The 13,787-nt window shown below is 65.3% G+C and carries 10 protein-coding genes; 1 reads left to right on the top strand and 9 read right to left on the bottom strand.

Going from position 1 to position 13,787, the window contains the following annotated elements; genetic code table 11:
* Positions 1-19: 19 nt before the first annotated feature.
* Both ACMDW7_RS00050 and ACMDW7_RS00045 read right to left on the bottom strand, forming a co-directional pair.
* Positions 20-1,198: a GNAT family N-acetyltransferase gene (locus tag ACMDW7_RS00050; RefSeq protein WP_377304726.1), complete on the bottom strand. Its 1,179-nt coding sequence runs from the start codon at positions 1,196-1,198 to the stop codon at positions 20-22.
* A gap of 26 nt (positions 1,199-1,224) precedes the next feature.
* Positions 1,225-2,574 (bottom strand): DUF3419 family protein, encoded by a 1,350-nt coding sequence (locus tag ACMDW7_RS00045; RefSeq protein ID WP_377304724.1) that lies wholly within the window; start codon positions 2,572-2,574, stop codon positions 1,225-1,227.
* A 234-nt stretch (positions 2,575-2,808) separates the two neighbouring features.
* Here ACMDW7_RS00045 and ACMDW7_RS00040 point away from each other — a divergent pair, with 234 nt between their 5' ends.
* Positions 2,809-4,452 carry a choice-of-anchor I family protein gene (locus ACMDW7_RS00040; RefSeq protein WP_377304722.1) on the top strand — a complete coding sequence of 548 codons (1,644 nt, stop codon included), beginning with the start codon at positions 2,809-2,811 and terminating at the stop codon, positions 4,450-4,452.
* A 285-nt stretch (positions 4,453-4,737) separates the two neighbouring features.
* Here the strand turns inward: ACMDW7_RS00040 and ACMDW7_RS00035 are convergent, their stop codons facing one another.
* The 7 genes from ACMDW7_RS00035 to dnaA all read right to left on the bottom strand — a co-directional run bounded on the left by ACMDW7_RS00035 (position 4,738) and on the right by dnaA (position 13,787).
* Positions 4,738-5,061: a flagellar basal body protein gene (locus ACMDW7_RS00035; RefSeq protein ID WP_377304720.1), complete on the bottom strand. Its 324-nt coding sequence runs from the start codon at positions 5,059-5,061 to the stop codon at positions 4,738-4,740.
* A gap of 425 nt (positions 5,062-5,486) precedes the next feature.
* Positions 5,487-6,284 (bottom strand): nitroreductase family protein, encoded by a 798-nt coding sequence (locus ACMDW7_RS00030; protein WP_377304718.1) that lies wholly within the window; start codon positions 6,282-6,284, stop codon positions 5,487-5,489.
* Between the two features lie 329 nt (positions 6,285-6,613).
* A complete protein-coding gene (locus ACMDW7_RS00025; RefSeq protein WP_377304716.1) occupies positions 6,614-7,138 on the bottom strand; it encodes an MOSC domain-containing protein in 525 nt (174 codons plus the stop codon).
* On the bottom strand, positions 7,138-7,980 hold the full coding sequence (locus ACMDW7_RS00020; protein WP_377304714.1) for a DUF3883 domain-containing protein: 843 nt from the start codon (positions 7,978-7,980) through the stop codon (positions 7,138-7,140). Before ACMDW7_RS00020 ends, ACMDW7_RS00025 begins: the two co-directional genes overlap by 1 nt.
* Positions 7,981-7,992: 12 nt before the next feature.
* Positions 7,993-10,512 (bottom strand): DNA topoisomerase (ATP-hydrolyzing) subunit B, encoded by a 2,520-nt coding sequence (gene gyrB, locus ACMDW7_RS00015; protein ID WP_377304712.1) that lies wholly within the window; start codon positions 10,510-10,512, stop codon positions 7,993-7,995.
* Positions 10,513-10,683: 171 nt separating this feature from the next.
* Entirely contained in the window at positions 10,684-11,790 is a 1,107-nt protein-coding gene (dnaN, locus tag ACMDW7_RS00010; protein WP_377304710.1) for a DNA polymerase III subunit beta, read from the bottom strand.
* Positions 11,791-12,260: 470 nt separating this feature from the next.
* Positions 12,261-13,787, bottom strand: a complete 1,527-nt coding sequence (gene dnaA, locus ACMDW7_RS00005) for a chromosomal replication initiator protein DnaA (RefSeq protein ID WP_377304708.1) — start codon at positions 13,785-13,787, stop codon at positions 12,261-12,263.

Raw genomic sequence — 13,787 nt, 5'->3', positions numbered from 1 at the left:
GTGGCTGGAAAAGTTCCCGTCAGGCGCCCAGATCCATCAGCGCCGCGGCATCCAGAGGGCGGCTGGCCCGGGCGGCCAGGGTGATGAAGGCGGCATCGGGCGCCCGCACCCAGCCCCGCAGCGGTGGGGCGATGAGTGTGTGCTCCAGGTGCGGTTCAAACCCGCGCTTGCGCTTGAAGTCGCCGGCGCCGCTGGAGAAGTTGAAGCGCAGCTCCTGCGTGAGTGCGTGATGGATCAGCCAGGCCACCAGCTGGCGGTACAAGCCCTGGCGCGTGTCTGCCGCGGTGTCGTAGCCCAGCAGGGGCACGGAGAGCACATCGTCCACGCGATGCAGGGCGGCAAAGGCGACCAAGCGCGGCTCGCCGCCGGCCTGCGGCTGCGCCAGACCCACCAGCTGCAGCACGCCGGCCGCACGCGCCCAGCGCAGGAAGTGCGCGGTGTAGTCCGGGTTGCGCGGGCCGTGCTTGGCGCGATAGACCTGCGTGTACAGCGCCAAGGCCTGGTCGATGAGCGCGGCGCTGTCGAACGCAGCGTCCGCCAGCTCGATCAGCCCGCCCTTGCGCAGCAGGCTCAGGTCGCGTTTGGTGTGGGAGGCGCGGGATGCGCGCGGCGCGTCCAGCCAGTACACGACCCGCGCGGGCAGGGCGGTGAAGCCCTGGGCCTGCAGCGTGACGCGCAGGTCTTCATCGGCCGCATCGATGTTGCGCACCGCCACCGGCTGCTGCGGCCACAAGGCACGCAGCGAGTCTGCACTGCGGCGCAGGGTGTCGCGCTGGCTGCGGCTGCGCAGGGTGGTGGACAAGGGCAGGCTGCCCAGCTGCACGGCACGCGCCCAGGGGCCGAGCCAGGCGAGCTGGGCGAGGCCATGCAGGGCCGTGTAGCCCGCAGCCAGACGCAGCGCGCCCATGCGCTCGGGCGCGCGGCCGGCCCATTCATCCACGGCGTAACCCACCGAGGCCGACCACAGGCAGCTCACCCAGCTGCGCTGCGCCAGCGGGATCTGCACCGGCCGCTGCGGCACGATGCAGGGCAGGCCCTGGGCAAAGCAGAGCGCCGCATCGGCATTGCGGACCCAGGGTGCCAGCAGCTGCGTGCCCACGGCTGCGGCCTGCGGGGGCCGGGCCGGGCTGCCCGAGCTGCCTGCACTGCCTGAACCTGCAGGCGCAGGCAGCGGGTGCGTGACGACGGGCGGGCTCATGGTGTGCGATCCGTGGCGTTCGATATTCAGCCGCGCACCTGCCGCAGCGTGTAGGCAAAGAAGCCGCCGTAAATGCCGGAGCGGTCTTCTGCATTGAGTGCGCTGGCGGGCTCGATGCGCCCCCAGGCCGCGAGCAGTTCGGGCGGCAGGGCATGGGGCAGGGGCGAGGTGGTCCCGGCGGTGCGGAAGATCACGCGCGCTCCGGGCCGGGCCGTGCGCGTGATCTGCGTCCACAGGCGCGTGAGCTGCGCGGCGCTCATCCAGTCCTGCGCATCGAGCAGCACATAGCGGTCCAGGCTTGCGGAAGCTTCGCTTGCGAGATGATCCAGCACGTTTTCGTGCCGCAGCTTCAGGCGGTGGGCGTGTGCGCGCAGAGTTTCGAAATGGGCGCGCTGCAGGTAGGGCGGCAACGGCCCCTCATGCCCGGCCGTCGCCGCACGTTGCTGCAGACCGCGCCAGGCATAGCCGCCGGTGAAGGCCTGCCAGGCAAAGTAGTTGTCCTCGCGCGCGCTCACCGTGGCCAGCTGGCGGGCGCGGGCCTTGAGCACCTCGGCCATGGTCTCGGGCCGGCCGTTGCACAGGGCCTGGTACTGCGCCGGAGGGATGCCCAGGTTGTAGACAATCAGTGGCGAGCTGCAGACCCAGCGCGCGAAGCGGCTGTCGAAGATCGGCGCGACCTTGGCATCGAACCAGGCGGCCTGCTCGAACTCCGTGCGCTGCTCGGCCCATTCGCTCAGGCGCACGCCATGCAGACGGGCAAAGAAGCTGGCGGCGCGCACAAACTTGCCGAGCAAGCCTTGCTTGTAGAAGCCGCGCGCAAACCAGCCAATGCGCCGGCGGCCCAGCCAGTCGCGCTGGTTCCAGTAGGCGCGCACCTCGGGCGAGAGCTGCGGCGCGATCAGCTCGTCATAGAGCGCCACGTTCAGGTCATCGGCTGCGCCGGCAAAGAAGCGCTGGTACTGCGCGGCGTCCGGCAGGGCGCGGGCAGCCGCCTGCTTGAGCGCCACGAGCGCGAGGTGGTTGTGGTTCAGGTCCAGCGCGACCACTTCGGCCGGGCTGTCCAGCAGATAGCTCAGCGCGTTGCAGCCGCCGGAGGCCAGGGTGAGCACGCGGTGCTCGGGCCTGAGCTGCAGCACCTCGCGGTCCACGCGCGGGTCTTCCCAGATCTGGGTGTAGACCAGCTGCTTGAACCAGCTGGCAAACCAGCGATCCAGCAGGCCCGGCTTCGCGTCGGCCTCGCCCGCGCGGTGGCCGAAGACCGCGTGCTCCAGCAGCTCGCCGGCGCGCTGATCCGACAGCGCGGTGGCCTGGGGCAGGGCGCTGGTAGAGGCACCTTGGGTGGCAGACAGGAGCGGAGTGGGGCGATGGGGTTCCATGCCCCGGCATGTTTGGCGCGCCGTGCGAAGCCGGCGTGAAGCAACGGCGTCAGAGCCATGACAAATGGCCCGCTCACTGGGGTTTTCAGTGGCCGGTTTGAGGCGAACTGAAACGGTGCGGTCACTGAATCGTCATGCAGCCTGCCTGAAATGCAGCGTTTTGTTACGCAGCGCGCCGGCTTGGCCGAGCTCGCACAGCCCACGCCAGCCAGACCCCACGGGAGCAGACCACACATGATCCAGACCCTTTTCAGCAAGCGTGCGTTGCCGCGCCTTGCGGCACTGCTGGCCGCGGCCGGCGTGCTCGTGGCCGCCGGGTGCGGCGGTGGCGGTGAGGTGAACACCACGCCACCCGCGGCCGTGGAAACCACACCCAACACCCTGTCGCTGACCTTCCTGGGCCGCTATGCCGCGCCCACCACCGGCGTGGGCGGCGCAGAAATTCCGGCCTGGGACGCCACAACCCGCCGCCTGTTTGTGGTGAACGGCGCCGCCGGCAGCGTGGATGTGCTGAGCCTGTCCAACCCGGCCGCACCGCAGAAGGTGGGCGAGATTGCCGCCGCCACCCTGGGCGGCCCCGTGAACAGCGTGAGCGCCTTCGGCGGCATCGTCGCCCTGGCCGTCGAAGCGCCGGTCAAGACCGACAACGGCACCGTGCAGCTCTTCAACGCGGCCAACCTGCAGCGCATCGGCAACCCGATCCCGGTGGGCGCGCTGCCCGACATGCTGACCTTCTCGCCGGACGGCAAGACCATCCTCGTGGCCAATGAGGGCGAGCCGAACGATGCCTACACGATCGACCCCGAGGGTTCGATCAGCATCATCGACGTGAGCAACCCCTTCACGCCCACGGTACGCACCGCCGGATTCACCGCCTTCAACGCCCGCGCTGCTGAACTGCGCACAGCCGGCGTGCGGATCTTCGGCCCGAATGCTTCGGTGGCCCAGGATCTGGAGCCCGAATACATCACCGTGAGTGCCGACGGCCGCACCGCCTGGGTCACGCTGCAGGAGAACAATGCGCTGGCGCTGGTGGACATTCCTTCGGCCACGGTCGGGCAGGTGGTGCCGCTGGGCTACAAGAACCACGCCTTGTCCGGCAACGGCATCGACGCGTCCGACCGCGACAGCCGCATCAACATCCAGCCCTGGCCAGTGCTGGGGATGTACCAGCCCGACGCGATTGCCAGCTTCAACGTGAATGGCGAGACCTTCCTCATCACCGCCAATGAAGGGGACGCCCGTGCCTACACCGCCTTCAATGAAGAGGCGCGCGTCTCCTCGCTCACGCTGGCGCCTGCGCTGCTCAATAACGCCCTGTGCGGCGGCCCCTGCAACACCGCTGACCGCCTGGGCCGCCTTCAGGTGACCAACACCCTCGGCCGCGCGAGTGCCACTTCACCCTACGACACGCTCTACGCCTTCGGCAGCCGCAGCTTCAGCGTCTGGTCCGCCACCGGCACGCAGGTCTACGACAGCGGCGACGAACTCGAGCGCCGCACTGCCGCGCTGTTCCCGGCCAACTTCAACGCCAGCAACGACAACAACACCTTGGACGACCGCAGCGACAACAAGGGCCCCGAGCCCGAGGGCGTGATCGTCGCGCGCTTCGGCACCAAGAACTACGCCTTCATCGGCCTGGAGCGCATCGGCGGCGTGATGGTGTACGACCTCTCCAACCCGCGCGCGCCGGTGTTCGTCACCTATATCAATACCCGTGACCTGGCTCAGGCCGTGACCAGCCCGGCCAGCGGCGACCGCGGCCCCGAAGGCCTGACGATCATCCCCGCCAGCAGCTCGCCCACCGGCACGCCGCTGCTCGTGGTGGCCAACGAAACCAGCGGCACCACGGCGGTGTTCCGCATCAATTTCCTGTGAGGCGCCGCGTCAGCAGGATGCAGGTCTTGATCAGCGGCACAGCTTGACGTTGATCGGGAAGGAAAGGGACTGGGGGACGCCTCAGTCCCTTTTTCTTTGCGAGCTGAGATCTGCAGCGGGCCTCGCGCTGCCCGGATTCGCACGCGCAGATCCGGCATTGGCGCGGCTTTCCAAGGCAAATCGGCTCGAAACCCGCACGGGACAAGCGGAAAGCCCGTTCAGACCCCCCTGGAGATCAGGCGTCACTCGAGCACGGCGCAGGCCGGGGGCCGGCCTATCTCGGCGCTACACCCGCTCGTCCACCCGCGAACCCAGCAGCGCGCGCTGCATCTGGTCCTGCGTCTGCAGCACGAGCACATTGGCCTTGAAGCTGTAGAGCGCCATCTTCTGCTCCACGACCTCTCCGGTCAGCTCCACGCCGGGCTCAGAGGCCTGCGTGACGGTGGCCGCGACGCCGCCGGAGGGCAGTGCCGCCTGCTCGACGCCCTGGCGGCGGTAGCCGGGCGTGTTCATGTTGGCCACGTTGTTGGCACTGGCGGCCATGCGCAGGTTGGCGGCGTTCAGGCCGGAGAGGGCGGTGCTGGCGGCTGGGGCGGTGAGCGGGCTCATGCCCGGTTATCGGCAGCGCGGGCGCGGCCTGAGCTGAAGTTGCCGCGCGGTTATCGCCGGTTTGATCCAGCAGGCGCTGCGAAGGCCTGTCCGCATGTCTGCTGTTGAAGGCAGGGTGTCGCCGGGCATGCCCAGCGCCGCCTGAGGAGGTGAAACCGGGCAAGGGCCAGCACTGCTGGACCCCGGATCAACGGCGAGCGCCTGCCCGCGCGAGCCCCGTTGCGCCACTGTCCGCTTGTCTGGCGCGGGTTTTCAGTCTGTTTAGTCTGGAAAGCCGCTTCGGTACTGGGCGTCGCTATGGAAAAGTCCAATTCATGCGCATCTTCCGACCAACATGGCTGAAGAAGCCCGCCAGACAAGCGGAACGCGCTTTGCACTCACTCGTGGCTGCCGCGCCAAGCGCATCGCCACACACCGGCGCCCCTTCACTCCTGCAGAAACCCCCGCGCCTTCAGCGTCTCGCGCAGCGCGGCGCTGTCCTTGGCAAAGGTGTCCGGGTCGTACTTCACCTTGCTGGTATAGAACTGCGCCAGGCTGGTGATGCCCTCCTGCTCGGCCAGCGCCTTCAGGCGCGGCATGCTCATGTAGCGCGCCCAGCCCTTCACCTCGCGGTCGGCGTAGATCGCGTCCAGCTCGGCGTCGGCAGGGTCCTGATAGCGCTCGTGATGGATGAAGGCTTGCAGCGGCAGGCGGTCGCGCTTGGGCGGGTCTTCGGCCGGGTGGCCGACCACGATGCTCGTTACCGGCAGGCAGGTGGGCGGCAGCTCCAGAAAGTCCGCAATCGCCTGCATCGAGTGGAGCGTGGTGCCCATGTAGCAGATGCCCAGGCCGCGCGCCTCGAAGCCCAGGCAGGCGTTCTGCGCCACGATCATCGCGTCGAAGGCCGCCACGTGCCAGCCGATGAGGTTGTTGAAGTTGTCCCGCGCACCGCGGCGCGCCAGCCAGCGCCGCGTGCGATGAAAGTCCGCGCAGAAGGTCACCACCAGCGGCGCCTGCAGCACCATCTCCTGCTCGAAGTGCAGCTCATAGAGCCGCCGCTTGCGCGCCTCGTCCTGCGTCAGCACCATCGAGAAGCTGTTCAGGTTGCCCGAGGACGACCCACCCGCCACCGCCTCGCCCAGCACCTCCGCAATGAGATCGGCGTCGATGGGCTGCGGCTTGAAGCTGCGGATGGAGCGGTGGGTGGCGAGGAGTTGGGGCAGGGGCGGGGTGGTGGGGGTCATGGGTAGGTGCGGTCCAGCGTTGCAGGCCTGATGGCGGTCGAGCTGCGGGCGCAGCGGGTTGTGGGTGGACGTCGGCGGTGCCGTTCAATTTTTCCGCGTGTTCAGGAAAAGTGAACACGACCAGAAACTGAACAACGGCCTTCTCCGCTTGTCTGGCGGGCGTTTCCAGCCATTTTGGCCTGAAGAGGCGCATGGGATGCACTTCTTCATTGTTCGATCAAGGACTGGTGCGCTTCTTCAGGCCAAATTGCATGAAGAATGGCTTGGGACAAGCGAGAAGCCGCTTCAGACCCGCCCAGCCCACCGAGCAACGATGCGCAGAGCGGCAGTCAGCCGCCCACCACCCGCACCTCATCCGCCACGCGCAGCGTGCCGCCCTGCAGCACCCGCGCCGTCATGCCGCCATGGCCGCGCATGGCGTTGTAGCCGCCGGGGCCTAGCACCGCTTCCATCTTGCTGCAGGGGTCGCAGGGGCCGGTGAGTTCCAGCACCACCTCCTCGCCCACACGCAGCAGGAGGCGCTGGTCCGGGAAGGGCGAGCGCGCGCCGATCAGGTTCAGGCCGCTCACCACCAGATTGCGGCGCAGCAGGGCGGGGTCGATCGAGCGCTTGCCCAACCAGGCCGCAATCAGCGGCAGATGCTCCGCCTGAATCAGCGTGACCTGCCGCTTGCCGCCGCCGGGCGCGCGGCTGGCCTTGTTGGCGCTGCGATCACCAAACAGCCCACGGCCTTCGATGGCGAGGGCTTCTTGGAGGGACTGGGCAGGGGTGCCGCGGGCAGGGCGGATGTAGATGTCATGCAACAGGCCGCTTGAGGGCTGGCCGCGGTAGATGAGCTCTCTCAATTCAGACATCAGCCGAATCGAGCCACGAAGCTCACCGGATCGAGTGCGACGTGCTTGGCAATCGGGCCTGGCAGGTCGAACACCTGAGGCTTCTTCCTGAACTCAAAAACGCGATAGAGATGGAAGTCTTCTTTCCGAGCTTCTGAAACACGAACCTCGTTGGCAGAAACGTAGAACGGTGTAAGCGCCCCAAAGGTCGTGGTTTTGACTTCGATGAGCTTTTCCCGACCGTCTGGCTCAAACGAAAGTACGTCATAGCCAAGACCATCGCCTCTTGTCTGAGCAATGTGCTCCACGCGATCGGCCAGATGCTTCGCGCCGGCTTTCCATAACCGCCAAGATTCGAACCGCAGGACGTATTCCTCGCCAGCAAGCCCTAGAGACGCGTTCTGCGACTCGCGCTGAAGGTAGTCGCGCTTCACTGCATATTCAGGCCGTGGCTCTCGTACCTGATGTGGATGCTCAGCACGAGGGGGCTCTCGTAGAACATCCGAGAAATCTTCCAACGGTGCATTCGCCGCTGGGCGTGCAACTGCGTCAAGCGCAAGCGCATCAATGTCACGTCGATCGCTCAGCTGCGCAGCAAGAACGTCGAGCACGAGCTGTTGGAAGTTGTTTCTTGGCTTGTAGCCAGAGATGTAGGGGTAGCCAAGTTCAATGAGCGCAGCGCTGATGTTCGCGTGCTTGAACTCTATGGACCCCTCTGAGCGCTGGGTCAGCTTAGCCATCAGCTGGCGCCTGCGCGCCGCTTTGCTGTAGGTCTGACCCGCTAGCTCCAAGGCCAGCATGTTGAGGTAGTCGGCAACGATGGCCTCTACCTCTAGGCGACTCCAATCGCGCTCAGCAGCCACTCACCACTTGCCTCACACGTCGATATTCGACGCATACAGCGCGTTGCTCTCGATGAACGCGCGGCGGGGTTCGACTTCGTCGCCCATGAGCGTGGTGAAGATGCCGTCGGCGGAGATGGCGTCTTCGATCTGGACCTTGAGCAGGCGGCGCACGGTGGGGTCCATGGTGGTTTCCCAGAGCTGCTCGGGGTTCATTTCGCCCAGGCCCTTGTAGCGCTGCTTGCTGATGCCGCGCTCGGCCTCGGACAGCAGCCAGCGCATGGCGCTGCGGAAGTCGTCGATCGGGATCTCGCGGCGCTTGTCGCCTTCGCCACGCAGGATGACGGCGCCCTCGCCCACCAGGCCCTTGAAGGTCTTGGCGGCGTGCACGAGGATGCCGTAGTCCGCACCGTGCACAAAGTCCTGGTCGATCAGGGTGATCTTGGTGTTGCCGTGAATGGCGCGGTGGATGGCTAGGTAGGGCTTGTCGGTCTTCTCGTCCGTCTTGGCGTACACATGCACGGTGCCGTTGCCGAGAGCCGCCTGCAGGGCGGCGGCGGAGGCCTGGGCCTCGTCAGCGGAATCGAGCTTGAGCTCCACGCCTTCGGCAATGGCCTGCAGGGCACGCTCGTCAATGATGCGTGAGAGGCGGTTGAGCACGGCTTCGGCCAGCACGTTCTGGCGGGCGAGCTCGCCCAGGGCTTCACCGCTGATGGGCGTGGCGCCCGCGCGCGGGATGAGCTGTGCGTCGCGCAGGGCCAGCTGCATCATGTAGCTGGCTTCCTCGGTGTCGTCCTTGAGGTAGCGCTCTTCCTTGCCGGCCTTGACCTTGTAGAGCGGCGGCTGGGCGATGTAGACGTGGCCGCGCTCGACGATCTGCGTCATCTGCCGGTAGAACAGGGTGAGCAGCAGGGTGCGGATGTGCGCGCCGTCCACGTCGGCATCGGTCATGATGATGATGCGGTGGTAGCGCAGCTTGTCGATGTTGAAGTCGGGCCCGATGCTGGTGCCCAGCGCGGTGATCAGGGTGGTGATCTGCTCGCTGGTGATGAGCTTGTCGAAGCGCGCCTTCTCCACGTTGAGCACCTTGCCGCGCAGGGGCAGGATGGCCTGGAATTTCCGGTCGCGGCCCTGCTTGGCGGAGCCGCCGGCGGAGTCACCCTCGACGATGTAGAGCTCGCACAGGGCGGGGTCTTTTTCCTGGCAGTCGGCCAGCTTGCCGGGCAAGCCGGCGCCTTCCAGTACGCCCTTGCGGCGCGTCATCTCGCGGGCCTTGCGGGCGGCTTCGCGCGCGCGGGCGGCTTCGACGATCTTGCTGCAGATGATCTTGGCGTCGTTGGGTTTTTCGAGCAGGAAGTCGGTCAGGGCCTTGGAGACGATGTCTTCCACGGGCAGGCGCACCTCGGAGCTGACGAGCTTGTCCTTGGTCTGGCTGGAGAACTTGGGCTCGGGCACCTTGACGGAGAGCACGCAGGTCAGGCCTTCGCGCATGTCGTCACCGCTGGTCTCGACCTTGGCCTTCTTGGCGAGCTCGTTTTCCTCGATGTACTTGTTGATGACTCGGGTCATCGCTGCGCGCAAGCCGGTGAGGTGGGTGCCGCCGTCGCGCTGGGGGATGTTGTTGGTGTAGCAGAGCACGGATTCGTTGAAGCCGTCGTTCCACTGCATGGCGACTTCCACACCGATGGTCAGGCCGTTCTCGGCCTGCTTCTCGCCCACGGCGTGGAAGATGTTGGGGTGCAGCACGCTCTTGGCCTTGTTGATGTACTGCACAAAGCCCTGCACACCGCCGGCAAAGGCAAAGTCTTCTTCCTTGCCGGTGCGCTGGTCCACCAGCTTGATGGCCACGCCATTGTTCAGGAAGCTCAGCTCACGGATGCGCTTGGCCAGCACCTCGTAGTGGAACTCCACATTCGTGAAGATCTCCTCGTCGGGCAGGAAGTGCACCTCGGTGCCACGCTTGTCGGTGTCGCCGATGATCTTCATGGGCGAAACTTCGACGCCTTCGCGCTGCTCAAGCAGACGGTTCTGCACCGCGCCCTTGGCGAATTCGATGTAGTGCACATGGCCATCGCGGCGCACGGTCAGGCGCAGGAACTTGGAGAGCGCGTTCACGCAGCTCACGCCCACGCCGTGCAGACCGCCGGAGACCTTGTAGCTGTTCTGGTTGAACTTGCCGCCGGCATGCAATTCGGTCAGCGCGATTTCTGCGGCGCTGCGGCGGGGTTCGTGCTTGTCGTCGAACTTGATGCCGGTGGGAATGCCGCGGCCGTTGTCGATGACGCTGATGCTGTTGTCACTGTGGATGGTGACCGTGATCTCGGTGCAGAAGCCGGCCAGGGCTTCGTCGATCGAGTTGTCCAGCACTTCAAACACCAGGTGGTGCAGGCCGGTGCCGTCCGAGGTGTCGCCGATGTACATGCCGGGGCGCTTGCGCACGGCCTCCAGGCCTTCCAGGATCTGGATCGAGCTGGCGCCGTAGTCCTCTGCGTTGCCAGTGGGCACAGGCTTCGGGGTGTTTTCGGGCGCGGTGTTTTCGATGGGTTCGGACATGCTTTTCTACTCAATCGCGTGCTGGGTTTGCACGTTTACAGCCGGGGAAATGTGAACTGACAACGCTTTTCCGGGGCTGAATAAAAACGCCGAAGGGGCGACGCTGGCTTCAACGTGGCCCCTTTGGCTGGCGCCCTGCAAGGTGAATGCAGGGCCCGGTCTTTGTGGTGATCAGATTCGCATCGGCATCACGACGTACTTGAAGTCGCCATTATCGGGCAGGGTGATCAGTGCGCTGGCATTGGGGTCGTTCAGCCCGATCTGGATGGCCGGCACCTTCAGGTTGCCCAGCACGTCCAGGAGGTAGCTGACGTTGAAGCCGATCTCCACGCCGCCGTGCGGCCAGTCGATGTCGAGCTCCTCGAAGGCTTCTTCCTGGTCGGCGTTGGTTGAATTGATCTTGAGCAGGTTGTCGGCCACGGCCCAGCGCACGCCCTTGAACTTGTCGCTGGTCAGGATGGCGGCGCGCTGCAGGGCGCCTTGGATCAGGCCGCGGTCCACGGTGAAGAGCTTGGTGTAGCCCTGAGGCACGACGCGGGTGTAGTCCGGGAACTTGCCTTCCACGAGCTTGCTGATGAGCTCGATATTGCCGAAGTTGAACTTGATCTGATTATTGGCCACGGCAATGGCCACCGGGTCTTCGGACTCATCCATCAGGCGCAGCAGTTCCATGACCGTCTTGCGCGGGATGATGACCTCGTGCTTGGGCAGGCTGGCGTCCACCTTGGTCTGGCAGAAGGCCAGGCGATGGCCATCGGTGGCCACGGCCTTGACGTAGTTGCCGTCCGTGACGAAGAGCAGGCCGTTGAGGTAGTAGCGAATGTCCTGTTGCGCCATGGCGAAGTGCACCATCGAGATCAGGTGCTTCAGCGCCTTCTGCGTCAGGCTGAACTGCGCGCCCCAGGCTTCGGGCTGGGCCACGGTCGGAAATTCGGCGGCGTCCAGGGTGGCGAGCGAAAAGCGGCTCTTGCCGGACTGGATCGTGAGCTTCTTGCTGGCGTGGGACAGCGTGACTTCGCCGGATTCGGGCAGGGCGCGCAGGATGTCCAGCAGCTTGCGGGCATTGACCGTGGTGGCGACATCGTCCTTGCCCACGCCGAATTCGCCGGCCGTGGTGATCTGGATCTCGATGTCGGTGGCCAGGAAGGAGACGGACTCGCCGGTCTTCTTCATCAGCAGGTTGGCCAGGATGGGCAGCGTGTGGCGGCGCTCGACGATGCCGGAGACGGTCGACAGCGGCTTGAGGAGGGCGTCGCGGCTGGCTTTGACCAATTGCATAAGTCTTTCCTTATTGTTGGTAATAGGTAACAAGTACAGGGCTCGTCTGTGGACAAGGCAAAAATGCCTTGCAGATCAACGAGTTAGCCTCTTGTTTTGCCTGTGAATAAGGAAGTACAGGGCCGCGCACGAAATGTGGATAACTTCCTGCGTTTGCCGCAAGACACGAGTTATCCACATTCTGCCAACGGCGTTGTACTCGCTTGTCCACAGTACCGAACATTGGGTTTTGAAGCAACTTGAGCGGGGTTGAAAACGGGGATTTTGGCGAGCGATCGGGGTGCGGATGCGGTTCGGGCTCGGTGTCGGGAAAGCGCGGTCTGAATCGGAGCGCGCGAAGCCGCTGTTGTCTCGGTAGCTTGCGCCGGCGTTACAGGACAAGAATTTGAAGATCAAGTCTGGACAAGCGGGAAAAGCGGTAGTGAGTGCCTGCTCGCACCTCCGCGGATGATGCGTACCGGCCGCGCGTCTCAGCTCTTGAGGGTCTGCTCCAGCACATGCAGGGTGTGGTTCAGCTGCACGTCCTTGCCGCGTTCGGTGCCTATCTTGCGCACGGCGTGCAGCACGGTGGTGTGGTCGCGGCCGCCAAAGAGTTCGCCGATCTCCGGCAGGCTCTTCTGCGTCAGTTCCTTGGCCAGATACATGGCTACCTGGCGCGGCACAGCAATGTTGGCTGGGCGGCGCTTGGAGTACATGTCGGCCACCTTGATCTTGTAATAGTCGGCCACGGTCTTCTGGATGACTTCGATCGAGATCTGGCCGCGGGACACCTGCAGTAGGTCGCGTAGCGCGTCCTTGGCGGTGTCCAGGGTGATGGTCTTGCGGTGGAACTCGCAGTAGGCCACGACCTTCTTCAGCGCACCCTCGAGCTCGCGCACATTGCTGCGCAGGTGCTTGGCGATGAAGAAGGCCACCTCGCTTTCCAGCAGCTTTCCGAGTTCCTCTGCCTTTTGCTGCAGGATGGCCACGCGCATTTCCAGCTCGGGCGGCTCGATGGCCACGGTCAGTCCGGCGTCAAAGCGGCTCTTCAGGCGCTCATCAATATCAGAGAGCTCCTTGGGATAGGTGTCGCTGGTGATGATGATCTGGCTCTTGGCTGCTGTGAGCGCTTCGAACAGATAGAAGAACTCTTCCTGCGTGCGCTCCTTGCCGGCAAAGAACTGGATGTCATCGATCAGCAGTAGATCGAGCGAGTGGTAGTAGCGCTTGAAGGCGTCGAAGTCCTTGCGCTGGTAGGCGCGCACCACATCGGCCACGTACTGCTCGGCATGGATGTAACGCACGCGGGCGTCCGGTTTGGCGTCCAGCATGGCATTGCCGATCGCGTGGATCAGGTGTGTCTTGCCCAGACCCGTGCCGCCATACAGGAAGAATGGGTTGTAGGACACGCCCGGGTTGTCGGCCACCTGCAGGGCTGCTGCGCGTGCCAGCTGATTGGCCTTGCCGGAAACGAAGTTGTCAAAGCGCAGCACGGTGTTCACCCGCGTGCGTTCCTGCACGTCGATCATTGCACCCGCGGGTGGCACAGACGTGCCCGAGCCGCCGTTGGCTGCCACGGCGGATTCCGCCGCGGTGTGTAGCAGGCCAGCCAGTGGCGCTGGGCCGCCCGAGTGTTCAGTGCCGGCGCCATTGCCGCTTGGCGGGCTGACAGGCATGCCCGAGCCAGCCGCCGGGCTGCCGATCTCGAGATTGAGGTCAACGCGGTAGCCAAAGATTTCTTCGGTCCAGCTCTGTACTTCACGCAGGTACTCGCCGCGGAAATGCTCGGCCTTGGCGCGGTTCGGCGCCAGCAGGGTCAGGCGGCGGGCGTCGGCGTCATAGGCGCCGGCCGAGATCGGCTTGACCCAGGCCACAAACTGCTCGCGAGTGAGCTGATTGCCCAGGCGCTCGCAGCAGCGGGCCCAGAAATGGTCACCGGCGTGCGATGCCGAATCCGTGGGGGAAAGCTCGCCCCCGGCCAGTCCGAAGGGGCTGGCAGATGCAGATGTGTTCGACAT

Origin of the sequence: Piscinibacterium candidicorallinum (assembly GCF_047549485.1) — a bacterium.
Taxonomy (GTDB): domain Bacteria; phylum Pseudomonadota; class Gammaproteobacteria; order Burkholderiales; family Burkholderiaceae_C; genus Piscinibacterium; species Piscinibacterium candidicorallinum.
This window is presented reverse-complemented; position numbering and strand designations above follow the sequence as displayed.